Below are 22,953 nucleotides of genomic sequence, written 5' to 3'. Positions count from 1 at the left end.
CCGTACGCTACGGCCAGAACAGGTTCCAGTAGCGGAACAGCCAGAGCAACACCACGAGCGCGCAGACCACTGCAGTGTAGTGGACGCGGACAGTGAGGCTCCAGAACCCCTCGAGCCACGCCTGAACGACGTAGCCCACGGCCACGAGCGTCGCGGCGGCACCGGCGATCGGCAGCACGAACAGCAGCCCGAATCCGCGGGGCGGGCGCTGGAGCAGCGAGGGAGCGTCGAGGGCCGACACGAGTGCGAAGGCGACGACGACCGCGACGACGAACCCGAACAGGAGTCCGCCGGCGCCACCCGCGGCCAGCCGCGCACGTCGAGGCGATCCCGACCGTGACTGCGGCGGCCCGCGGTATCGGCGCACGGCTGCGGCGAGGGGCCATCCCAGACTACCCGAGAGCACGACGAGGGACGCTCCGAGCGCGAGTCCGGCCTGGACGGACAGGTCATCGAGCCGCGTGATCGGCACGGACGCCCACGGCATCCCGTCGCTCGAGAGCGCCGTGACGTCGCTCCCTTCCTCGTGGAAGACGAGCGTCCGCTGGCCGTCGACCCGACGAAAGACGAGCGGTTCGATCTCGACCCAGCGGCTGGTACTCCCGGTGTCCGTGACCAGCGTGCCGTCGTCTTCGATCCGAACCTCCACGTCGCCGGTGTACGCCGAGAGCAGCAATTTCCCGTACGTCGTGTGCTCGTGGATCGGAAACGGTCGGTAGCTGCCCTCGAGCTCGTCGGCCCGTTCCGGGCGTCCGTCCGGCGTCAACGCCGCGTCGGTGGTCGGTACGTATCGATCGAGAAACTCGTCTTTGAACGACCCTGCCGCTGTGCCCGTCTGACTGCCCTGAAACGAGACGAACAGGCCGAGCTCGAGCTCCGGAATAAGAACGAGTTGGCTCCCGTAGCTGGGCCCCGAGCCGCCGTGGGAGAGGAGCCGAACGTCGTCTCTGGTCCGTTCGAAGAAGCCGAACGCCATCCCGTCGAGTTCATCGTGAGGAGAGAACCACTGGCTGTGCATCTTTTCCGTCGCCTCCCTGGAGAGGACTCGCCCCGCATCGGTGCGACCGGCCTGGAGATGCGCCAGCATGAACTGTGCCATGTCTGCTCCCGTCGACCACAGTCCGGACGCCGGCGGCACGTTGGAGTGCCAGGGAAGCGCATCCACGAGCGCGTCGCGGCCGTCCCCGTCGAGGTGATCGGGAACGGGCGCGAACGTGCTTCGGTCCATCTCGAGCGGGGCGAATATCTCCCGCTGGGCGTACTCCTCGAACGACGATCCGTCGACGTCGGCGACGAGCTGTCCCGTCACCGCGGCAGCGTAGTTCGTGTACCCCATGAGCTCGCCCGGCGGACGAACCCGTGCCGGTCGGTAGGTACTGATCGACGTCGAAAGCGACTGTCGGTGAGCGAGGTCGCCGACCGTATCGTTTCGCGATCGGATTTCGAACCCAGGGGTGTGCGTCGCCAAATGAGCGAGCGTGAGCGGGTCCTCGGCGTCCGGAATCGACACCGACTCGAGGGAGTCGGTCACGTCGCTGCGAGGGTCGATCTCGCCGCGATCGACGAGTTGCATCGCCGCGGTGAAGGTGACGAGTTTCGAGATAGATCCCGTCTGGACCGGCGTCTCGGTCGCAGTCACGTCCGTACCGTCGAACGTGGTCTCTCCGTATCCCTTCGCGAGCGCGACCGAGCCGTCGTGAACGACCGACACGACGGCTCCCGAAGCGTCGGTCTCCGCGAGTTCCGACTCGATCGCGTCGTCCACGAACGCCTCGAGGTCGTCGTGATCGGCCGGATCGGAATCGCTATCCGTCGACTGCGCGCAGCCCGGGACGCTGCCGGTAGCCAGTGCAGCGCCCGCGCCGGCACTACCCGCGAGAAAACGCCGACGGTTGAGGGTAGTGGACATTATGTACTACAATCGAAACGTAACACAAATGTTTTCTGATCCACATTAATCGACCAATAGCAAGCGGCCCCGCCGACTTTCGACGGCCTCGGTTCGTCCGGTCAGCTATCGCCCGGTGGGGCCTTGCCGATGGTGACTGCGTAGTGTGGGGTACCGGCAGCGCGCGAATCCATCGCAACATCCAAATCTGACCGCAGTCTGCGTCCGTGTGTCGACCCCAGATAGCCGGAGTCGATACCAGTGTCACCGCCATCGACCCGTTCGGATCGCGTCGTCTACGCCGTCGTCGCGAGTACCTTCTTCGTCGGTTTCGGCGGCGGGGTCGTCTTCCCGATCCTGCCGAATCTCGGCGAGGTGCTGGGGATTTCCGCGTTCATGGTCGGCGTCATTCTCTCGGCGAACCGCTGGACGCGACTGGTGGCGAACGGGCCGGCCGGCGTGTTGGTCGACCGGATCGGGACTCGAACGCCGTTCGTCGTCGGGTTGGCGGTCGAGGGACTGGCGACGTTCGGTTACGTGATCGCGATCAGGTCCGCGACGCCGGAGCTCTGGTTCGTCGTCGCGCGGGTCACCTGGGGGATCGGGAGCGCGCTCGTGTTCGCGACGGCGTACACGATCACCGCCGACGTCAGCGAAGCCAGCTCGCGGGGAACGAGCATGGGCATCGTCCGGGCCGGAATCACCTTCGGCTTCCCCGCGGGCATGGTGCTGGGCGGCATCGTCAGCGAGGTCTACTCCAACGTCTGGGCGTTCGCCCTGGCGGCCTCGTTCGCCGGTCTCGCGAGCGTCATCGCGTTCTTCATCGTTCCCGAAACCCACGTCGAATCGACCGACTCGTCGATCAAACCCTGGGACTTCGAGACGACCCTGCCCGCGCTCACCGTCGGGCTGGTCAACTTCGGCCTCTACTTCGCGTACATCGGGGTACTCTTCTCGACGCTGGTGCTGTACCTCGAGGTCGAATCGCTCACGCTCTCGGTCGAACTCGCGGGCTACGGCATCGACTACGGGGAACAGGGGACTTCCGGACTGCTGATGGCGGTGTCCGCACTCTCAGGAGCGGTCTTTACGATCTCCGGCGGCAAGATCAGCGACGCCGTCGGCGCTCGGATGCCCGTCCTGATCGCCTTCCTCGCGACGAGCTGTGCCGGGTTCGTCGTGCTCACGCTCGCGCCGTCGTTGGGCGCCGTCGTACTCGGCTGTATCCTCATCGGCGCGGGACAGGGCGGCGTCGGCGGTCCACTTACGGCGCTGCTCGCAGATCTCACACCGGAGGATCGGATGGGCAGGGCGATGGGCACTAACAATATCTTCGGCGACGTCGGCGGCGGTCTCGGACCCTTGCTCTCGCTTCCGTTCGCCACCGCCGTCGGCTACGACGTGCTGTACGCCCTCAGCGCGATAATCCCGCTGATCGCCGGTGCCGTTCTCGTCGCCGGAATCTACTCGTACACCGGCAGCCTGAGCCCGACGGTCGAGGAGTCGATCGTGTGACCGACGGTGGCCTCCTCGATGGCGACCCCGACCTCGTAACCCCCTTATAGCCCGAACCGTCTATCACAGTCCATGCACCCCCCGGGAGCCGACACCGTCCTCGTTCGTCACGGGGACCTCAACACCAAGAGCAACACGGTCAAGCGGTACATGGAGGACCGCCTCGCGGAGAACCTCGAGGCCCTCCTCGCGGACCGGTCGATTCCCGGCGAGGTCGAGCGCCGGTGGAACCGGCCGCTCGTTCACACGAGCGCGGACGCCATCGAGGCCGCGACCGACGCCGCGACGGACACTTTCGGCGTCGTCTCCGCGAGCCCCGCCCTGACCGTCAGTCCCGAAAAGGAACGCATCCTCGAGGCGGTCGAAGAGGCCGCACTCGAGCACTACGACGGCGGCACGTTCGCGGTCGACGCCCGTCGAGCGGACAAGAGCCTCCCCTACGACAGCGAAGACCTGGCTCGCGAGGCCGGCACGGCCGTCTGGGAGGCCGTGGAGGACGAGTTCGAACCCGAAGTCGACCTCGACGATCCCGATCTCACGTTCGGCGTCGAAGTGCGCGAGGACGTGGCGTTCGTCTACCTCGAGATGATCGATGGGCCGGGCGGGCTCCCGCTCGGATCGCAGGAACCGGTCATCGCCCTGGTCAGCGGCGGGATCGACTCGCCCGTCGCGGCCTACGAGATGATGAAACGCGGCAGCCCGGTCGTCCCCGCCTACGTCGACCTCGGCGACTACGGCGGGATCGACCACGAGGCGCGCGCCATGGAAACGGTCCGAATCCTCTCGGAGTACGCGCCGAACTTCGACATGCAGGTCTACCGGATCCCCGGCGGCGAGACGGTCGATCTGCTGGTTCGGGAGATGGAACAGGGCCGGATGCTCTCCCTGCGCCGGTTCTTCTATCGTGCCGCGGAGACGCTGGCCGAACGCATTAACGCGGATGGAATCGTCACCGGCGAGGCCGCCGGCCAGAAGTCCAGTCAGACGATCCGGAACCTCGGCGTCACCAGCCGTGCGACGCGGTTGCCGATCCACCGGCCGCTGCTGACCCGTGACAAACAGTACATCGTCGCCCAGGCCCGCGAGATCGGTACGTTCACCGACTCGACCATGAACGCCGGCTGCAACCGCGTCACCCCCGATCAGGTCGAGACCAACGCTCGGCTAAAACCGCTGCTGCGGGCCGAACCGGACGACCTGCTCGAGCGCGCCGAGGAAGCGGCGAAGAACGCGGAACTGGTCGAACCCTGAATCGGCATCACAGATTTCGTTTTCACCCTGCTCGTAGGTGATGCAGCGAGCCACCGCTTGGGTGGGACTGAAAGGGGCTGCTCCGATCGACGAAGACGGACGACGCAAGCACTACAGAGGTGAGTGAAGCGAACCTTGAAGCGCGCAGCGAGTCCATCGAGTCGATCGGAGCAGGGGCTTTCACTACGGTCGCGGTCCCGGATCGATTCGTGTTACGACAGAAGCCTGACCTACCGGGGAACCCATCTAGAAGCCGAAACCGACATTACACCGTCGCTCCGACCACACAGTAGTGACCCGCGTCTGTCTCATCGGCGAGGCCGGGACCAACCTCCAGTACGAGCTACTCTCCCGCGAAACGGCTCGCGAAGCGCTGGCGACCTACGATCTGGAGCGGCCGTTCGAGAACTCCCTCGCCGTCCGGACGGTGAGCATCGGCGCTGCCGTCTCGCTGCTGAACGACCTCAACTGGTATCTCACCCGGTTCGTCAACGAGGTCCTCGTCCAGGAACCGAGCATCAGCGACGACGAGTGGCTCTCGCGGCCGCTGGCGACGCAGCTCCGAAACGGCGACGTCGAGCCCGACGAAACCGACGAATTCTGCAAGCTGTACGGACTCGAGCGAGTTGACCCGGAGCCCAACACCCCTGCCGGAGCCGTCGACTCGAATCGGGGGCCGGACGACGACCCGAGCGGGACGACCGACTCCGCGGGGGACGGCGAACCGTCGGCGGGCGCGGACGACTCGAGCGACGCCGACCGGCCGGGCGTCGCCGAGCCGACGCATCGGCTCGTCGAACCGCTGTACGTGCGCCGAACCGACGGCGAACTTCCCGAATACGATCTCCGAGACGTCGAGGAAACGCTCATCGTCCGCCTCACTGAATCCGAATATACTCCCTGACGCGGCTCCCGATCGGGGGCGATCGCACGAACACCGGCGATCGAGACGGAGGACCGATTCGCAGTTGCCGGTTACTCCTCGCTATCGCTCGCGCTCGCAGATGTGCTGTCGCTCGCGATTCCGATCCCGTGGCTCTGACCGTTTCTGTCGACGATACTCGCGGACACCGTCGTTAGTCGCTCGGATTCGAACGTCGCTCGAACGAGGCGGCCGACGGTCACCTCCTGCGTGATACAGGCCTCGTCATCGTCCGATTCCTCTCGAACCGCGGCCTCGAGGGCGAGCGCGTCGTCCCCGTCCTCGTTCTCGTCGACGTCGATCGATTCGAGGGCCAGCTCGTGGCAGGGGTTGGGCGCGCCGGCCTCGAGGGACACCAGGACCGACGTCTCGAAGTCGGTTGCCTCGACGAATTCGGACAGTGCGTCCGGTGTTTCTTCCCGCTTGTCGAGCCAATCTTCGGCGCCGGTGCGCTCGATAAACAGGGACGCCGCCGGCGATTCCGACCGGTCCGGAGACTGGAACGCGTGGGTTTCGTGCCCCGCCAGTTTCTCGGGCGGAGTCGATTCCGCATCGGTGTCGTCACCGTCGGTCGATCCCTCGTCACTATCGCCGTTGCCGCCGCCGTTTCCGTCCGAATCGCCGTTTCCGTTACCGTTCGATCCGTTGTTAGTGTCGTCTGAGAGACAGCCTGCCGAGAGCGCGAGTATGGACCCGGCTCCGCTCAGCACCGTTCGTCTGGAGGGACATGTCATCCCGATTCACGATACGATGCGATGATTAAAGTGTATTCTGGAAGGTAAAAGAGTCGTTTTCGTTAGGGAGATCCGGAACCGATTCTCCGCATGGAGCGAATAGAACGGGCGATAACGGCCGATAGAACGTCGAAAACGAAGTCCGATCAGTCGAAGAGCCCGGTCGAGAGATACCGTTCGCCGCTGTCCCAGAAGACGGTGACGACCAGCGGGCAATCGTCGGCCGCCTGTCCACCGTCGGTCTCGGGCGAGGCCGACTGTCGTCCCTCGTCGAACGCGGTCGGCACCTCGGGGCACGTGACGTCGGGGTCGGCGATCTCTCGTGCGATCCGCTGGGAGACGAGACTCGTTGCGCCGCTGGACTGGCCGACGAGAATTCCCTCCTCGCGTGCGAGGCGGCGACACTCCTCCTCGGCGTCCTCGAGTTTGACCGTCTCGACGCGATCAAGCAAGTCGAGATCGAGGTTGTCGCTGATGAAGCCGGGGCCCATCCCCTGGAACTCGTCGTGACCCGCTTCGCCAGTCGAGAGGACGGCGTTTCTGGCCGGCTCGACGGCGGCGATCTCGATGTCGGGAAACTCCTCCCGGAGACGCCGCCCGATTCCGGATATCGTGCCGCCGGTCCCGACGCCGGCGACGAGGGCATCGACCTCGCGGTCGCCGACCTGTTCGACGATCTCCTCGCCGGTCGTCTGATAGTGCGCCTGCGGGTTCGCGGGGTTCTCGAACTGGCCGAGCTGGACTGCACCCTCCTCCTCGAGTTCCTCGGCGCGAGCGCGGGCGTCTGCCATCTCGCCGTCGACCAGTTCGAGATCGGCCCCGTAGGCCGACATGATCTGCTGGCGTTCCTTGGATTTCGAGGCGGGCATGACGATGGTCAGATCGTAGTCGCGGGCGGCGGCGACGAGCGCGAGGCCGATTCCGGTGTTCCCGCTGGTCGGTTCGACGAGCCAGTCGCCGGGTTCGATCAGCCCGTCGCGTTCGGCGGCCCGGATCATCTCGCGGGCCGGCCGGTCCTTGGCCGATCCGCCGGGGTTGAACGATTCGACTTTCGCGGCGACAGTCGCTCCCTCCGGCGAGTCGACCTGGACGAGCGGCGAGCCGATGGTGTCCAGGATGCTCCCTTTCATTGGCCCGCTGTAGGTGTTCGAGACGTAAACCCGTGCGGGACCTCGGCAGGACGTGCCGGTGTGTCGGACCGAATCATGGGGGTACCGTCAGCGTCACTGATCGAGCCGAACGCGATACCCGTTTGAAGTTTTTTGACCCTGTGCCGCAACCAGCCGGTATGGACGGAATCGTGTTCTTTCGGACGGAGCGCCACGACGACGTGATCGACTTTTACCGCTCGCTCGGAGCCGAGGTCTGGCTCGAGCAGCCGGATTGTACCATCCTCGAGGCGGGCGCGTTTCGGTTCGGATTCTGCGACAGGGATTGCGCGGATACCGAGGGGATCGTCACGTTCGTCTTCGACGATCGCGATGGCGTCGACGAACGGTACGAACAGCTGGCCGATCGGGCCGACGGCGAACCGCAGTTCAACGACACGTACGACATCTACCAGTTTTTCGCGTCAGATCCCGAAGGACGGACGGTCGAATTTCAGACGTTCGAGTGAGCCTCCGTTCGCCTCGATGGCTCGATCTCCCTCGAGCCCCGTCGAGTCGCACCCGCTCTCGAAGCACCGCGGTTAAGCCGTCCGATGCCCAACCTGGGTGTATGAGTCTCGAGACCATGCGGCCGAACCCCACGTGGGACGCCGCGTCCTACGAGGAAGCGGTCGACACGCTCGCAGCGCGCGGCGGCGAACTGGTGTACAAGATTTGGGCCGGCGACTGGTGCAAGGACTGTCGTGCTCTGTTGCCCGACTTCGGTGCGGCACTCGAGGCGGCCGACGTTCCCGACGACCGAATCCAGGAGTTCAGTCTGGATCAGGACAAGCAGGGTCCGGGCGTTGAGGAGTACGGCATCGAGTACATTCCGACGATCGTCGTCGAAAACGACGAGGGCGCGGAGATCACCCGCTTCGTCGAGGAAGAGGACGTGCCGCCGGCGGTCTGGTTGGCTGAGGAAATCGAAGCGGAACTGTCGTAATTCGTCGATTCGAACCGACTCTCTCGAGTCGTTCCGACACACTGGTTACTCATCGAGGCCGTTCTCGGATGATTCGGATAGCTGTTCCCGCATCGTTGCTGCAGTTTCGGCGGAGAGGATTCCGCTGACCGCGTCGGGGTTTGGACCGCCGATGAGCCGTCGGAGCGTCTCCTCTATTGATTCGTCATCGCGGTTGTGAGACGCGATATGCTGATAGAACGCGTCGGAGAACTGAATCGATTTGCTCATCGAGTACTGTCCACTCACAAGCCCAGCGTAATCAATGTCCGACCCGTCTCTGAACGGCAGAGCTTTCGCTACGACATATCGTCTCGAGAGGGAAATTCCGACCGCTGACGCTAGAACGGACTCCCCGATTCGTCTATCGTCTCGCTCGAGCCGACGGAGCCGCCGTTCTCACCGAGCCACTCGAGGGCCTCCTCGACGTCGTGGGTCGGCGGGGAACACGTCCGATCGCGGCAGACGTACAGCGTCGGTTCGTCGTCGCGCGCCTCTCGGCCAGCCCAAATCGCGGGCGCATCCTCGAGCTCCAGCTGATCGAGCCAGCTCTCGAGCCCGTCTTCGGTCGGCGGGCGCAGCGCGAAGAGTCGGTCGGGCAGATACTGCGACGCGAACCGATCGCGCCACTCGTCGGGGAGGTCGTCGGAGGCAACCGTCACTTCGAGCGCGCCGGCCGCGAGTCGATCGGCGGCGAGACAGAGCGTCGCGTGCTCGATCGCGCTCGCCTCGATAGTGTTCGCGTGGGTCTCGAGGACGGTAGCGGCGATTTCCTCGAAGTCATCGGCAGCGAAGGCGTCGAGCGCGAGCAGCGTTTCGACCGCCACGCCGGTCGCGGAGGGCGTCGACTGGTCCCCCAGTTCCTGCGGGCGCGTCACGAGCGACTCGCCGCTCTCCGGCGTGAAGTAGAGCGTCCCCTGGTCCGGGTCCCAGAACTCGGCCTCGATGACGCGTGCCAATTCGAGGGCGAACGCGAGGTGGTCGACCTCGCCGGTGGCCTGATAGCAATCGAGCGCACCGCGTGCGAGGAAGGCGTAGTCCTCGAGGTAGCCGTCGACCTTGACGTCCCCATCCTTGTATCGCCGCGAGAGCCGCTGTTCGTCGTCGTCCCAGAGGCGGTCGCGAACGAACTCGAGGGCGTCGACGGCGGTCTCGGCGTACTCGTCCTCGCCGAGTACCAGCGCGGCCTCGGCGTACGTGGAGATCATCAGGCCGTTCCAGCCGGCGAGCACCTTCTCGTCGCGGTCGGGCCGCGGACGTTCCTCGCGGGCTTCGAACAGCTGCTGGCGGGCGGAGTCGAGTCGCTTCAGGATCTCGCTCTCCTCGAGATCGAACTGGGCGGCGAGTTCCGACACCCGGGCCACGCGGTTGGGCTGATTCCGACCCTCGAAGTTGCCCGACTCGGAAATGTCGTAGCGCGCGCCGAAGAGGCTCGCGTCGGTCTCGTTCTCGAGGACCTCGCGTACTTCGTCGGGCGTCCAGACGTAGAAAGCCCCCTCCTCGCGCTCGCCGGTCTCGGGTGACTCGCTCTGAGCGTCGAGGGTACTGAAGAAGCCGCCCTCGTCGTGGGTCAGCTCCCGGTCGACGAATGCGAGGGTCTCCGAGACGACCGTCGCGTAGCGATCCTGACCCGTCAGCTGGTAGCCCGACAGGAAGGCTCGCGGGATCTCGGCGTTGTCGTACAGCATCTTCTCGAAGTGGGGCACGGTCCAGTCCCGGTCGACGCAGTAGCGGTGGAAACCGCCGCCGACGTGGTCGTAGAGTCCGCCCGCGGCCATCGCGTCGAGGGCCTCCTCGAACACCTCGAGACACTCCTCTCGACCGGTTCGATCGTACGCTCTGGCGAGCACGCGCAGACGAGAGGGCTGCGGGAACTTCGGTCCACCCGACCCGAAGCCGCCGTACTGGCGGTCGGCACTGCGGAGAATCGCGTCCGCGGCCGTCTCGAGGACGTCGCTCGAGGGCGGGCCCGCAGACCCGGGAGCATCGACCTCCGCTGCGTCCGGCGTCTCCTCGAGCCGGTCTTTCGCGGCGTCGGTCCACTGCTCGGCGCGGGTCTCCATCTCGGGGCGGTCCTCGTCGCTCCCCCAGGAGTCGCTGATGCGCTCACAGAGGTCGAGAAAGCCGGGCTGGCCGCGTTTCCCCTCGGGCGGGAAGTAGGTCCCGATGAAGAAGGGCTTGCCCTCGGGGGTGAGCCACGCCGAGAGCGGCCAGCCGCCCTGCCCAGTCACGAGCTGGCAGACGGTCATGTAGATGCTGTCGACGTCCGGGCGCTCCTCGCGGTCGACCTTGATCGGGACGAAGTTCTCGTTGAGCACGTCGGCGACCGCTTCGTCTTCGAAGCTCTCCTCCTCCATGACGTGACACCAGTGACACGCCGAGTAGCCGATCGAGAGGAAAATCGGCACGTCGCGTTCCTTGGCAGCGTCGAGGGCCTGTTCGTCCCATGGCTGCCAGTTGACCGGGTTGTCCGCGTGCTGGCGCAGATACGGGCTCTCTTCTTCCTCGAGCCGGTTGCGCTGCGTTGGGGAATCCATGTCGGAGCCTATGGCTGCGGTCGGTAAAAGACACGGGCTCACCGGACGCGACGGTCAGATCGCTCTCGAATCGGACGGTCGATCGCAGTCCGTCGCTATAGTAGCAACCGAAACGATTCACACACAAATCGCGACGGAGTCGTGCGAGTAGGTGTGCATTGACTTTCAGTTGCTACTACACTCGCCGTCGTTCCCGTCGGGTGCCGAATCGGTCGAGCCGATGCGACGGGCCGTCGTCTCAAAGAGGTACAATTGCGTGCTGAACACCTGCGCACCGACGTCGAACGCGTAGCACGCACCGCTCTCCAGCGAATCACGCGTAAATACGATCACCGTCGACCAGACTTGCGTTCCACCGGGTTCGGATCGGACGACATAGCCGGTGTATTCGTCAGGTCGCGTCAGGACGGGAACGGTTTCGTCGTTCGGGAGTTCGAGGAGTTCGACGACGATCGGCGCCGGTAACCGATCGACTACGCGGACTGTCATCCCCGGCCGATACCCGTCCATCGGTATCAGCACGGATCGTTCCGATGCGTCGCCGTCGTCCGGTGGCCCTCCTTCGGACGAGCATGCGTCGGCGGCGTCGTTTGAGCGGGGCAGTTCGGACGAATTACGATCGGCTGCGCCGGTGGTGTCCGACCGCCGATTCGTCGCAGCAGTCGTCGGATCGGTCCGTGGGCCGTCAGATCCGGTCGATCCGCTCCTCTCTTGGCTTGATTTCATGTATCGATGATGTATCGGCGTGCAGGTTCGCTGCCCTCGCATCGGCGGTCGCGACTCCGTTCGTCCCCGATCGTCCTCGCGTCGCTACCAGTACGGCGTTCGATCCGTTGCAACCGTGGCAAGCGTCATCGGTCTCTGTCGCTAAAAATGGGAGAGCAGCTCTAATCCAACGGCGTTGCGATGAGATTCAGTTCAGTGCTGAAGATCTGCGCATCTTCGCCAAGCGTCCCGGTATCACCGCTATCGAACGTTGCATCACGGCTGAACATGAGGACCGTCGGTCCCTGTGGTCCGTCGTCGACTTGGTATCGAATGACGTAACCATTGTATTCGTCCGGCTGAGAGATTTCAGAGACGGTTTCTTCTTCGGCGGTCTGCAGAGCCCGCACCGTCGTAGACGTCTCGAGCTCCGAGACGACGTCGAAGCTCTCGCCGGCTTCGAAATTGTACGTGTACACCAGGACAGTTCCATCATCTTGAACCATTGTTATTCACCTCCGTTCTCGTCAGTCGTCACATTCACGTCCACACCGTTATCGTCCGTCTCTTCCGTCTCTTCCGTCTCGTTCATCTCGTCCGTCTCGTCCGTCTCGTCCGTCTCAACGTCATCACCGTTCAGTGACGTGTTTATGAGATTCAGATCGGGACTTAGCACCGATGCGTCCGAGGCGATCGTTCCACTATCACCGGCACTCAAGCTCCCACCGCGCACGAACATGAACGTCGTGATTCCCGATTCCGATCCGATTTCGTATCGGATGATATGCCCGGTCCACTCGTCGGGTTGGGAAATCTCGTCAACTGTTTCCCCTTCTAACTGTAACACCTCGACTGTCGTGCTCGTTTGGAGCTCGTCGAGAACGGTGAACTCCGCGCCGGGGAAGAAACCCGACGCGAAGACCGCTACTTCGTTCTCCTGTGCACCGACCGTAGCTGTCCCGAAGGCACCCGTTCCGAGCGTCAGTGCGCCTGTCGCGAGGGCGCCCTTCGCCATGAACGACCGCCTCGAGTCGCCTGTCGTGTCTTGTTCACTCATTTTTCTCTCAAACCCCTGTTGGGGTGAACGGACGTTAGTCGAGTTGTCGAATAAACGCCGCCGACCGTTTCTTTCCGTATCAATTAATTTAATCAGTCTGGGAGGATCTTGGAGTGCTGGCATTCGAAAGACGTTCGTGACGCCCGATTCGATGTTTTTAGGTAGACACGGTTACTGACAGTTTCACCCTCTAAAAATCGTATTCGCGGCGGTCTATCACGGCCCCAGTAGTATCAGAAACAGGGTCAATGCGGTTCGGAACGAGGAACAGCGAATTATGTCGTTTGTACCGCGGAATAATAGCTCTGGCAGCTAGCCGCCGTGTATCGGCGGAAGCCGTGCCTGTACGTCCGTCGGAACTGAGTAGAAGACGGATATGCACATGGCAACAGTCCGTAAAAGAGTCTGTAGTCGTGTACGATCAACCGGCGCGACCCCGGCCGGTTCCGTCGCTCGTATCGGCCGACGAACTAGTTGGCTGGAACGTTGTGATCGGTCCGTACAATTGCCACATTCCGAGCGAACGGACCGAACGTGACAGCACCGGATGAAACCGCAACCGGAACGCGAGTTCCTGGGACAGTCAGGCAGTATGAGAGACGAATTACGGTAGCAACGACGTATCCGTAAAATCGAATTCGTCTGGTAGCAACCGTTCCCCAACCGATACCCTACCCGATGGAATGGACCGAACCGACTCAGGATCATCGTATTTCCAGCATCTCTCCGGGAGACGGCCCCACGAATCCGATATCTGCTGGTTCCCATATCGGAACGCGACACGGCGTTCGATGGTCGAGGAAAGTAGATATTTGAGGCAGTAACCGACGGTATATCGAGTTGCCTCCGGAAGCAACAGCGTGATACGTCACAAACGAAAGCGGACTCTATTCGCTCATTGCGACGGCCCGGCGAGTAGTTATCGTACTGGATCAGTCTCCCGTTCGTACTCCACGAACGCGAACCCGTCGCGGTCGTCCCGCTCGAGTTCGCGCCACTCCTCGCGGTCCCAGTTGGGGAAAGAGGTGTCACCGTCGGGCTCCTCGTGGATTTCGGTCACGATCAATCGATCGACTGCGGGCAGGAACTGCTCGTAGACCGTCGCCCCGCCGGCGACGAAGATTCGGTCGGCGTCGTCGTGGCGCTCCCGCGCAGCCGTCTCGGCCGCTTCGAGGGCGTCCTCGAGTCCGTGTGCCACCACGGCGTTCTCGGGCGTCTCGAGGTCTCGGCTCGTTAGCACGACAGTCGTCCGGCCGGGCAGCGGCCCGCCCAGCATCTCGAGGATCCCCTCGTAGGTCACCCGGCCCATGATGACCGGGTGGTCCATCGTCGTCACCTTGAAATGCTGGAGGTCGGCCGGAATGTGCCAGGGCATGTCGCCGTCCCGCCCGATGACGCCGTTGTCCGCGACGGCGACGATCGCGACGAGCTCGCGGTCGGTCTCGAGTGCTCGCGTCGCGTCCCTCGGCGCGTCCCGATCCTCGCTCATTCGGCCACCGAGAACTCGATCCCGTCGTGGGACTCGTAGTCTCGAAGCTCGACATCCTCGTATTCCAGTTCGTCGATCGAGACGTCCGCCACCTCGAGCGTCGGGCGGTCCAGTGGCTCCCGCGAGAGCTGCTCGAGCAGGCCGGGGACGTGATCGAGTCGTTGGTCGCCCGCAGCCTCGGGCGGCGCTTCGGACTCGAGCCACGCCTTGATGTCCAGATAGTCTCCCTTCTCGTCGGCGTCGGCCAGTCTGGATTGGAGGGCCTCGAGGTTCTCCGCGTACCAGTCCCCGCGCGCGCCGCGGCCGCAGTAGACGTGCGTGTCGACGACGGTATGAGCGAAGGTTCCGGGCTCGAAGCCTGTCTGCTGGGCGATGACCTTCGTCAGAAGCGCGTAGGCCGCAATGTTGAACGGGATGCCGAGGGCAGTGTCGCCCGACCGCTGCGTGAGATGGCAGTTCAGCCGGTCGCCTTGCACGTTGAAGACGAACGAGTAGTGACAGGGCGGCAGCGTCGAGACGGCCGCGTTGGCCGGATGCCACGCGTTGACCACGAGCCGCCGGGAGTTCGGGGAGTCCGAGAGCGTATCGATCACGTATTGCAGTTGGTCGAAGGTCCGCCGGCCGTCCGCCTCCTCGGTCACCCACTGGTGGCTCTCGTCCGGCCAGGACTCGCCCTCGAGTCGGGCGTCGTCTTCCGGAACCGGAAACCGTCGCCAGAAGCGGCCGTACGCCGTATCCAGCCGCCCCTTGTCGTCGGCCCAGGCGTCCCAGATCTTGGTCTCCTCGCGGAGATCGCGGATGTGTTCCTCGCCGGAGAGATACCAGCAGACCTCGTGAAGCATCGAGTTCCAGCGATAGCCGTCCATCTCCTTGGTCGTGAGCAGGGGGTACCCCTCCTGTAAGTCGACCTCGTAGTGCTCGCTGAACGACGAAATGGTGTCGACGCCGGTCCGGTTGGGCTTGTGCGTCCCCGTCGAGAGGACCGTGTCGACGAGCTCGAGGTACTGTCGCATTGAGCGTGACGTTCAAACCGTGCGAATTTATCGGTATCGGTCCGGGGACCGAACCGGTCGAGACGGACGTGCGATCGACGCGGTCGATCTCCGCGATTGAGAGGGACGGTGCCGGCTCGTCTCCGCTGAAAGCGTGGTTCGGATTTTTGTGTCGCCGTACCGTCCTAGCAGGTAGTGACGCTCGAGGGACTCGTCCACGACGAGCGGACGAACGCCGTCATCGGATGGGTACTGCTCGGGATCGTCGCGCTCGACGGGATCGACGGTCTGCTGCGGGACGTCCCGCTATGGGGTGCCTTCGAACTGATTGTCGTGGCCGTCGCATCGATACCGGCGCTGGCGACCCGCGACTGGACGGCGATGGTTTCCTGGCCGCTCCTGTCGGTCGCCGCGATCGCAGTCGTCGCCAGAGTGGTCGGCTTTCCGCTCGAAGCGACGGCGTATCTCGCGATCGCGACGCTCGCAATCATCGTCGTCGTCGAGCTCATTGCGTTCACGTCGGTCGAACTGAGCCATCGGTTCGCGGTCGTCTTCGCGGTCCTGACGACGGTCGCGCTGCAGGCGCTCTGGACGGTCGCCCAGTTCTACTCGGACCAGTGGCTCGGGACCGAATTCCTGCGATCGCAGACCGAACTCCAGTGGGACTTCGTCATCGTCACCGCAGTCGGACTCGTTCTGGGCGGGATCTTCCAGTGGTACTTCGTCCGGTTCGAACCCGTCGGTGCCGTCGGTCGACCGACGAGCGACTCGAGGTCACCATGAGACTCGGCGAGACGCTTGCGCTGTCGGATTCCCAGGAACGGGGTATCGTGCGCGCGCTGCAGCTCGTCCTTCTCGGGCTCGTCGGATACGGAGCGGCGACGGGCCGGTACAGCATAGCCGTTACGGCGGGTCTCGCGCTCGGTATCACGCTGTTGCCGGCAGCGTTGCGCCGGGAGTACGGGTACTCGATGGACGCCGGCCTCACCCTCTGGATCACGGGGGCGGTCGTCCTCCACACCGTCGGGTCGCTCGGTCTCTACGAGTGGTTTCAGTGGTACGACGAGATCACGCACACGGTTTCGGCGAGCGTGATCGCAGGGCTGGGATACGCTTCGTTCCGGGCGTTCGAACTCCACTCCGACGAGATCGACGTGCCGCCGAAATTTCGGTCGGTATTCATCGTCGTGTTCGTCCTGGCAGTCGGGGTCTTCTGGGAGGTACTGGAGTTCGCCTTCGGCGGACTCGTCACCGTCTACGGGATCGACGACATCGTTACCGACTTCGTGTTCAACGCCGTCGGTGCGGTGATCGTAGCGGTCTGGGGGACGGGAGCCGTCGGCGAACTCGTGGGCTTTTTCAGGCAGCGACTGCGCTCCGATTCGAACGGGTAGCCGCCGTCGCGGTCTTCAGACCACTGGTCGCGCGGTACCGCTGCCGAACGGCTGCAAGAGCCAGCACGAGTACTATCCTGTACTGGAGCAAACGGCCCCATACCCGAGAGGGACACTCGATTCACCATGACTGACCAGCCGATCCAGCAGTCACGGCGCCGGTTCGTGAAGCGGAGCACAGTCGCCTCGGCCGCGCTGGGACTCGGTGCGACCGGGAGCGTCGCGGGAGGGGAAGCGACGGCACAGAACGAGAACGGGGGTACGAACGGGGAATTTCGGGAGGGAATCGCGACTCGAGCGGCGTACTTTTCGGGTGCCGTCTTTCGGGTCGTCTCACCGCCGCTGGAAGACTCCCCCGTCGTGGGCGACCTGGACGTGCTGCAAAATTACGACGCGCGCGTCATCGAGCATTTCAACACCAACGATCAGGGGTATCTCTTCGTTCCGGCGGACACCGCCGTCACGGAAGGAGAGGTGTACGTGTTCGACGACAGATTGTCGGACCGGGCCGACGACGCGCTGGCGGTTGAAAACCTCCTTCGCGTCCAGTATCGACCGCTCACCGACGCCGATCTCCCCTTCCAGATCGAGGAGGGGGAGGACTTCGAGATCCTGGAGGGGGCCGGCGGTGAAGCGGCCGTTCGTCCCGATGACTTCTACTCGAAGGCCCTGTTCGAAATCACCTCGGGGCCACAGGGCTGGATCCCGCAGGACATCGAACAGAGCGGCCTGTTCACCGACTACAACACCGTCCACGCCCAGTACCTCGGTACGAACCAGCGGTTCCTCTTCTTCCCCCAGGAGGGCGCGCAAACGGAGGTCGACCGGCTGTACGCGATGCGAGACGAGGCCGAAATCTTCGATCCGGCGGGTAACCTGGTCGCCGCCGAGTTCACGCCCGTCGACGAGGGGAGCCTCACCTTCGACGACGAATTCCTCCAACGGTAGTCGGTTTTCGTCGGTCCGAGAGCGTTCCGGCCGCCGACTCGGTGGACGTCGTCGACCGAGTGGTCGAAAATGTATCCACGGTCGTGGATACTTCCAGCCGAGGAAAGAGCAACGCTTACAGGTTCGTGCGTTCCGCTTTCGACCATGCGAGAGAACGTTCTGTTGATCGGGGGTGGCGGCCGCGAGCACGCCATCGCCCGCGCGCTCGAGGACAGCGAGGCCGACCTGTACGCCTGTGCCGGTAACCGAAATCCCGGCATCGCCCGCATCGCGTCCGGGTTCGAAACGCTCGAGACGACCGAATCGGAGGCCGTCGTCGACTACGCCGAGGAAGTCGACGCGACCATCGCCGTCATCGGCCCCGAAGCGTATCTCGAGGCCGGCGTCGCGGACGCGCTCGAGGCCGCGGGTGTGTACCCGTTCGGTCCGAAGGAAGCGGAGGCCCGAATCGAGACGGACAAAGCCTTCCAGCGGGAGTTTATGCAGGAAAACGACATTCCGGGCTGTCCGGACTTCGAAACGTTCGACGACATGGAAGCCGCGTGTGACTTTATCGACGAGTACGACGGCGATCTCGCGATCAAGCCCGTCGGCCTCACCGGCGGCAAGGGCGTGAAGGTCATCGGCGATCAGGTCACCGCCGAGGAAGGCAAGGAGTACATCCGCGATTCCGACTACGACCGGATCGTCCTCGAGGAGCGGCTGATCGGCGAGGAGTTCACGGTCCAGGCGTTCGTCGCCAACGGCGAGTTCCGAACCGCGCCGGCGGTGCAGGACCACAAGCGCGCTTACGAGGGCGACGAGGGGCCCAACACCGGCGGCATGGGCAGCTACTCCGACGCGACCGACGAACTGCCGTTCATGATGGAAGCGGAGTACGACGAGGCCGTCTCGATCATCGAGGCGACCGTCGACGCCCTCGACGACTACCGGGGCATCCTCTACGGCCAGTTCATGCTGACCACCACCGGCCCGCGCGTCGTCGAGTTCAACGCCCGCTTTGGCGACCCCGAGGCGATGAACACGCTTCCCGTGCTCGAGACCGACTTCCTCGACGTGCTCACCGCCGCTCGCGACGGCGAGTCGCTGCCGGAACTCGACTTCGCTACCCAGGCGACGGTCTGCAAGTACGCCGTACCGGAGGGGTACCCGACCGATCCCGAAGCCGGGGCGAAGGTTCAGGTCGACGAGGAAAGCGCCGGTGACGCGCTGTTGTACTACGCCAGCGTGGACGAACGCGACGACGGCATCTACACGACTACCTCCCGATCGTTCGCGCTGGTCGGCGTCGCCGACTCGATAACCGAGGCCGAGGAAATCGCGGAAGACGCGCTCGCAGTCGCCGGCGAAGAGGGGCTGCGCGTCCGCCACGACATCGGGAAAGCCGATCTCATTCAGCGTCGAATCGACCACATGAACGAGCTTCGCGGGGAGTAACAGTTACTCCCTCTCCGAATAACGGACTACTCGAACGGATTGGCCACCGTCGTCATCCGACTGATGCCGTCGACGGCATCGAACCCGTCGTCGAACGAGTAGAGATACTCGAGTTCTCGCCGTTGCATCGAAGCTGCGATGACGGCATCCGTCAGTGAAAGCGAGTCGTATTTCCGGAACAGCGACCGTCCACTATCGATATCGCGTTTCGGCGTGTGGATGATTTCGAACCCACTGCTCTCGATGAGCGCATCGAGTGTCCGAACGGCGACATCGTGAGTACTCCTCGCTTGGAGGTAATTGATGATCTCTTCGAGGACGTCACTCAGAACGTATGCGGTCGGAAGGTCGCCTCGATCGAACGCTTCCGAGATAGCAACACCGCGGTCGTGATTCTGATCGCGTGATAACCGAGCCGCGATGAGGACGTTCGCATCGACGACAGCACGGCCCATCACGAGTCACCGGCGATGAGGTCGTGGTCGTCGGCCGCGTTCGTCTCGTCACCGATATCGACCGGCTCCAGTTCGGAAAACGCACCGTACCGTTGCGTGACGACTTCGACGGAGAGGGAACCGCCTTCGTCGACACACCAGCGGATTTTGTCCCCCGCTTCGATGTCGAGTTCACGCCGGACCGCTGCCGGAACCGTTACCGAATAGCTGTCGTTTACCGTCGTTTCGTCCTCGACCCGGTGTGACATATTCGACGGTACGTACTCCGCTGTGAAATAATTTGCCGCCTAATTTGCGGAACGGCGTACCCTTCTCGCAGACGATCGTCGTCCGATCGAACGAGGAGCAATCAGGGCGCTTTTTGCAACTCTCGCTCCACGTCCGCGATCGACTCGAGCAACAGCCTCGTCCCCAGTTCGATCTCCCGTTCGGTCACGTCCAACGGCGGCAGCAACCGAAGCGTCTTGTAGCCACACCCGAGGGTCAGTAGGCCGCGGTGGAACGCACTCTCGAGGACTGCGTCGCGGCGCTCTTTCGTATCGAACTCGACGGCGAGCATCAGTCCGCGGCCGCGGACGTCGATCATACCGGGCGCGTTACCATCGTCAATGGCGTCCTCGAGGTGCATCCGCAACTGTTCGCCTCGTTCGCGGACGTTCGCGAGCAGGTTCTCCTCGTGGATGGTATCGATCGTGAGCACGCCCTGCATGGCGGCGATGAGATCGCCTGCCCCCCACGTCGAGGAGAGCCGGCCCGTTTGCTCGGGAAACACGTCCGAGCGGGAGATCGTCGCGCCGACGCGGAGCCCTTTCGCGCTGGTGATGACGTCCGGCGTGAGATCGAGGTGATCGACGGCCCACAGCTCGCCCGTGCGCCCCAGTCCGGACTGGATCTCGTCGGCGACGATCCGGAGGCCGTACCGATCGCGGAGCGCCTCGAGGTCGCGGGCGAACTCGGGGTGGGCGACCCGGTAGCCGCCCTCGCCCTGGATCGGCTCGAGGATGAGGTAGGCGACTTCGTCGGGGTGGACGACGCCGCGTTCGGGGTGGAGCGCGTCCGCGACGACGTTGCCGCCGGGGCCGTCCGTTCGCCATCGGGTCTCGTACTCTTCGTCAGTGGCGGGATAGGGAACGCTGACGACGCCCGGAATTTCCGGGAAGCCGCTTCGATGGACGGCTTTCGAACGGTTGAGTGAGAGCGCACCCAACGTCCGGCCGTGGAAGGCGCCATCGAAAGTGAACGCGCGGTGACCGCCGGCGGCGTAGCAGATCTTGATCGCGTTCTCGACCGCTTCCGCACCCGAATTCGAGAGGAACACCCGGTCCATGTCGTAGTGATCGGTCATCGCGATCAACCGGTCCATCAGCTGCGTCGGACCGGGGAAGTCGGGGTCGGTGGGCGAGCCGCCGCCGCTGACGTAGAAATCCTGTCCCGCGATCTTCAGTGGGTCGACGACGTCGAATTCGCGGAGCTTCTCCCGTATCGTCGGGTTGTTGTAGCCGAGCGGCGCGGCCGCGACGTGACTCGTGAAGTCCAACAGGACGTTACCGTCGACGTCGGTACAGAACGGGCCGACCGCCTCGCCGCCCGCGTCCCAGACGAACTCGTAGACGTACGTGCTCGGCGCGGCGAACTGGTGGTGGTACTGGACCCACTCGCTGGCGCGTTCGCCGGGGATCGAGTCGACCTGCGGTTCGACCGTTGCTCGGTCCATACAATATCTACGCCAACCGTTAAATAAAAGTAATGTGTTCGGCCCGCCAAACCGGCTCTACACGACGACGATGACTGCGGCGGCCAATCCGCCACCGACCAGTAAAACCGTGCTGTAGGCCGCGATCCGGTTCCGGAACCCGTCGTTCGTCGACGTCGCCGCCAGCAGCGCCTTGACGACGATGCTCGAGACCGTCGCGAGCAAGATCGCGATCGTCGCCTCCGGTGCCCCCAGCTGGCCGCCGCGATAGAGGACGACCGCGGACGTGGTTGCACCGGCGCTCGAGACGAACCCGCTGGCCACGGCGGTCGCGTAGAAGCCGAGCGTCCCGAACCACGTCTCGGCCAGCGATCCGAAGACGAGGACGGCGAGGAAGACGGCCCCGAAGGCGAGGGCGTTCTTGAGCGAGAACGGGCTCTCGAGTTCCATCGGCCCGGATTCGCTCCAGTCTGCCGTGAGGGCCGCGACCGCGAAGGCCAGCAAGATGACGGTACCCAGCGGGACGATCGCTTCGACCAGGATGTCGGTGCCACCGCCCGCCGTGAATCCGACCGCGATCGCGAGGTTCCGGGCCGCCATGGCGGCGTTCGCGAGCAGGATCGCGGCGACGGCGTAGGAAGCCGCTTCGGGCCGCTGGTTGACGTGATCGAGCATCGTCCCGACGACGGCCGTCGAGGAGGCCAGGCCGCCGAAAAAGCCGGTGATCGCGATGCCGCGGCCGCCGTAGGTCGAGACGATCGCGTAGTTTACGATTCCGATCCCCGCCACGGCAACGACCATCAGCCAGATGACCTGGGGCTCGAGCGGGATGGTGATACCGGCGATGTCGAACTCGTATCTGGCCGGGAGGATCGGGTAAATGACGAAGGCGAGAATGGCGAACTCCGTGGTCGAGCGCATCTCCTGTCGAGAGAGGCCCCAGGCGAACTCGTGGAGCTCCCGTTTGAGCACCAACAGCAGCGACGAGAGAACGGCGACGGTGACGCCCTCGAGGATGAATCCGACGGCCACGAGCACGCCGATGCCGTAGGCGACGAGCATCGACACCGACGTCGTCAACGAGAGGCCGGTATCGGCCGGATCGTCCTCGGTGAGCCCCTGCACGGCGAGCAAGATGCCCTGGACGACGACGAGCACTCCGCCCAGAACGAGGAGCCCCTCGCCGATATCGCTCTCGAGAACGAGGACGGTAAAGACCGCACCGAGCAGGCTGATCAGCGAAAATGTCCGGATCCCGGCGGACTTCTGGGACCACTCGCGCTCGAGTCCGAGGAACATTCCAAGCGCGCTTGCCAGTGCGAGTCGGACGACCGTCTCCTCGAGGGGCGCGTCGGCGATCTGCAGTACGACCTCACTCACTGCTGATCGTTTGCCACGACCGTACATAAGCGACGCGCCGGCGCCGAGCTATGAAGGGACCGGTAGCGTAGCCACTCGGTGGAACGGAGCGACCCCTGACGGAATCGAACGACGTCCGAAAGCTACAGATCGACGTACTGTGTCTCCCAATCGCGGCGTGCCTCGAGTTCGCGGCGGCCGCGGCGGGTGAGCGTGTAGAAGTTCGTCCGACGGTCGCGCCGGCCCTTTTCGACGAGTCCCTTGTCGACGAGGGTGTCGAGGTTGGGATAGAGTCGTCCGTGGTGGATCTCTTTCTCGTAATACTGTTCGAGTTCCTCTTTGATCGCCAGTCCGTGGGGTTCGTCCTCGCCAGCGATGACGTAGAGCAAGTCACGCTGAAATCCTGTCAGGTCGTACATTGGGAAAGTACCAATCTTACTTACTGTCGAATTTTAATAAGGCTAT

General features: G+C 64.1%; 24 protein-coding genes. 9 read left to right on the top strand and 15 right to left on the bottom strand.

Going from position 1 to position 22,953, the window contains the following annotated elements; translation table 11 throughout:
* Window positions 1-7: 7 nt before the first annotated feature.
* Window positions 8-1,909, bottom strand: coding sequence for a serine hydrolase domain-containing protein (locus LDB05_RS02465; RefSeq protein ID WP_226006347.1), 1,902 nt, complete (start codon window positions 1,907-1,909; stop codon window positions 8-10).
* 240 nt (window positions 1,910-2,149) lie between these two features.
* Between LDB05_RS02465 and LDB05_RS02460 the strand changes: the two genes are divergently transcribed.
* The 3 genes from LDB05_RS02460 to LDB05_RS02450 all read left to right on the top strand — a co-directional run bounded on the left by LDB05_RS02460 (window position 2,150) and on the right by LDB05_RS02450 (window position 5,558).
* Complete coding sequence (locus LDB05_RS02460; RefSeq protein ID WP_226006346.1) at window positions 2,150-3,403, top strand: MFS transporter; 1,254 nt, start codon at window positions 2,150-2,152, stop codon at window positions 3,401-3,403.
* 72 nt (window positions 3,404-3,475) lie between these two features.
* Window positions 3,476-4,654 carry a tRNA sulfurtransferase gene (locus LDB05_RS02455; RefSeq protein ID WP_226006345.1) on the top strand — a complete coding sequence of 393 codons (1,179 nt, stop codon included), beginning with the start codon at window positions 3,476-3,478 and terminating at the stop codon, window positions 4,652-4,654.
* Window positions 4,655-4,946: 292 nt separating this feature from the next.
* A complete protein-coding gene (locus LDB05_RS02450; RefSeq protein ID WP_226006344.1) occupies window positions 4,947-5,558 on the top strand; it encodes a DUF5804 family protein in 612 nt (203 codons plus the stop codon).
* Window positions 5,559-5,629: 71 nt separating this feature from the next.
* Here the strand turns inward: LDB05_RS02450 and LDB05_RS02445 are convergent, their stop codons facing one another.
* A complete protein-coding gene (locus tag LDB05_RS02445) occupies window positions 5,630-6,310 on the bottom strand; it encodes a hypothetical protein (protein WP_226006343.1) in 681 nt (226 codons plus the stop codon).
* A 146-nt stretch (window positions 6,311-6,456) separates the two neighbouring features.
* A complete protein-coding gene (locus LDB05_RS02440; protein WP_226006342.1) occupies window positions 6,457-7,440 on the bottom strand; it encodes a PLP-dependent cysteine synthase family protein in 984 nt (327 codons plus the stop codon).
* Window positions 7,441-7,598: 158 nt separating this feature from the next.
* Between LDB05_RS02440 and LDB05_RS02435 the strand changes: the two genes are divergently transcribed.
* Together LDB05_RS02435 and LDB05_RS02430 are read left to right on the top strand one after the other, a co-directional pair.
* Window positions 7,599-7,928, top strand: a complete 330-nt coding sequence (locus tag LDB05_RS02435) for a VOC family protein (protein WP_226006341.1) — start codon at window positions 7,599-7,601, stop codon at window positions 7,926-7,928.
* Between the two features lie 101 nt (window positions 7,929-8,029).
* Window positions 8,030-8,404: a TlpA family protein disulfide reductase gene (locus LDB05_RS02430; protein ID WP_226006340.1), complete on the top strand. Its 375-nt coding sequence runs from the start codon at window positions 8,030-8,032 to the stop codon at window positions 8,402-8,404.
* 45 nt (window positions 8,405-8,449) lie between these two features.
* Here the strand turns inward: LDB05_RS02430 and LDB05_RS02425 are convergent, their stop codons facing one another.
* From LDB05_RS02425 to thyA, 7 genes are all read right to left on the bottom strand, one after another.
* Window positions 8,450-8,653: a hypothetical protein gene (locus LDB05_RS02425; protein WP_226006339.1), complete on the bottom strand. Its 204-nt coding sequence runs from the start codon at window positions 8,651-8,653 to the stop codon at window positions 8,450-8,452.
* Between the two features lie 110 nt (window positions 8,654-8,763).
* Window positions 8,764-10,959, bottom strand: coding sequence for a thioredoxin domain-containing protein (locus tag LDB05_RS02420; protein ID WP_226006338.1), 2,196 nt, complete (start codon window positions 10,957-10,959; stop codon window positions 8,764-8,766).
* Between the two features lie 165 nt (window positions 10,960-11,124).
* On the bottom strand, window positions 11,125-11,448 hold the full coding sequence (locus LDB05_RS02415; RefSeq protein ID WP_226006337.1) for a hypothetical protein: 324 nt from the start codon (window positions 11,446-11,448) through the stop codon (window positions 11,125-11,127).
* Between the two features lie 398 nt (window positions 11,449-11,846).
* The gene (locus tag LDB05_RS02410; RefSeq protein ID WP_226006336.1) at window positions 11,847-12,170 is read right to left on the bottom strand and encodes a hypothetical protein; all 324 of its coding nucleotides are present in this window, start codon (window positions 12,168-12,170) and stop codon (window positions 11,847-11,849) included.
* Between the two features lie 2 nt (window positions 12,171-12,172).
* Window positions 12,173-12,721: a calcium-binding protein gene (locus LDB05_RS02405; protein WP_226006335.1), complete on the bottom strand. Its 549-nt coding sequence runs from the start codon at window positions 12,719-12,721 to the stop codon at window positions 12,173-12,175.
* A gap of 919 nt (window positions 12,722-13,640) precedes the next feature.
* Window positions 13,641-14,210, bottom strand: coding sequence for a dihydrofolate reductase (locus tag LDB05_RS02400; RefSeq protein WP_226006334.1), 570 nt, complete (start codon window positions 14,208-14,210; stop codon window positions 13,641-13,643).
* On the bottom strand, window positions 14,207-15,223 hold the full coding sequence (gene thyA / locus LDB05_RS02395) for a thymidylate synthase (RefSeq protein WP_226006333.1): 1,017 nt from the start codon (window positions 15,221-15,223) through the stop codon (window positions 14,207-14,209). The genes LDB05_RS02400 and thyA overlap by 4 nt, the downstream gene beginning before the upstream one ends.
* Before the next feature lie 174 nt (window positions 15,224-15,397).
* On the opposite strand from thyA, the gene LDB05_RS02390 reads away from it, so the two are divergent.
* The 4 genes from LDB05_RS02390 to purD all read left to right on the top strand — a co-directional run bounded on the left by LDB05_RS02390 (window position 15,398) and on the right by purD (window position 18,981).
* Window positions 15,398-15,985, top strand: coding sequence for a hypothetical protein (locus LDB05_RS02390; protein ID WP_226006332.1), 588 nt, complete (start codon window positions 15,398-15,400; stop codon window positions 15,983-15,985).
* The gene (locus LDB05_RS02385; RefSeq protein ID WP_226006331.1) at window positions 15,982-16,596 is read left to right on the top strand and encodes a DUF2238 domain-containing protein; all 615 of its coding nucleotides are present in this window, start codon (window positions 15,982-15,984) and stop codon (window positions 16,594-16,596) included. The genes LDB05_RS02390 and LDB05_RS02385 overlap by 4 nt, the downstream gene beginning before the upstream one ends.
* Window positions 16,597-16,722: 126 nt before the next feature.
* A complete protein-coding gene (locus tag LDB05_RS02380) occupies window positions 16,723-17,544 on the top strand; it encodes a twin-arginine translocation signal domain-containing protein (RefSeq protein ID WP_226006330.1) in 822 nt (273 codons plus the stop codon).
* Window positions 17,545-17,688: 144 nt separating this feature from the next.
* Window positions 17,689-18,981: a phosphoribosylamine--glycine ligase gene (gene purD, locus LDB05_RS02375; protein ID WP_226006329.1), complete on the top strand. Its 1,293-nt coding sequence runs from the start codon at window positions 17,689-17,691 to the stop codon at window positions 18,979-18,981.
* 26 nt (window positions 18,982-19,007) lie between these two features.
* Here the strand turns inward: purD and LDB05_RS02370 are convergent, their stop codons facing one another.
* The 5 genes from LDB05_RS02370 to LDB05_RS02350 form a co-directional block, all read right to left on the bottom strand.
* Entirely contained in the window at window positions 19,008-19,436 is a 429-nt protein-coding gene (locus LDB05_RS02370) for a type II toxin-antitoxin system VapC family toxin (protein ID WP_226006328.1), read from the bottom strand.
* Window positions 19,436-19,684: an AbrB/MazE/SpoVT family DNA-binding domain-containing protein gene (locus LDB05_RS02365; protein ID WP_226006327.1), complete on the bottom strand. Its 249-nt coding sequence runs from the start codon at window positions 19,682-19,684 to the stop codon at window positions 19,436-19,438. The genes LDB05_RS02370 and LDB05_RS02365 overlap by 1 nt, the downstream gene beginning before the upstream one ends.
* 101 nt (window positions 19,685-19,785) lie before the next feature.
* Window positions 19,786-21,150, bottom strand: coding sequence for an aminotransferase class III-fold pyridoxal phosphate-dependent enzyme (locus tag LDB05_RS02360; protein ID WP_226006326.1), 1,365 nt, complete (start codon window positions 21,148-21,150; stop codon window positions 19,786-19,788).
* A 57-nt stretch (window positions 21,151-21,207) separates the two neighbouring features.
* Window positions 21,208-22,509, bottom strand: coding sequence for an MgtC/SapB family protein (locus LDB05_RS02355; protein ID WP_226006325.1), 1,302 nt, complete (start codon window positions 22,507-22,509; stop codon window positions 21,208-21,210).
* 122 nt (window positions 22,510-22,631) lie between these two features.
* Window positions 22,632-22,907, bottom strand: coding sequence for a PadR family transcriptional regulator (locus LDB05_RS02350; RefSeq protein ID WP_226006324.1), 276 nt, complete (start codon window positions 22,905-22,907; stop codon window positions 22,632-22,634).
* Window positions 22,908-22,953 lie beyond the last annotated feature (46 nt).

The sequence above is a fragment of the Natrinema salinisoli genome (assembly GCF_020405205.1).
In the GTDB taxonomy this organism is placed as follows: Archaea; Halobacteriota; Halobacteria; order Halobacteriales; family Natrialbaceae; genus Natrinema; species Natrinema salinisoli.
This window is presented reverse-complemented; position numbering and strand designations above follow the sequence as displayed.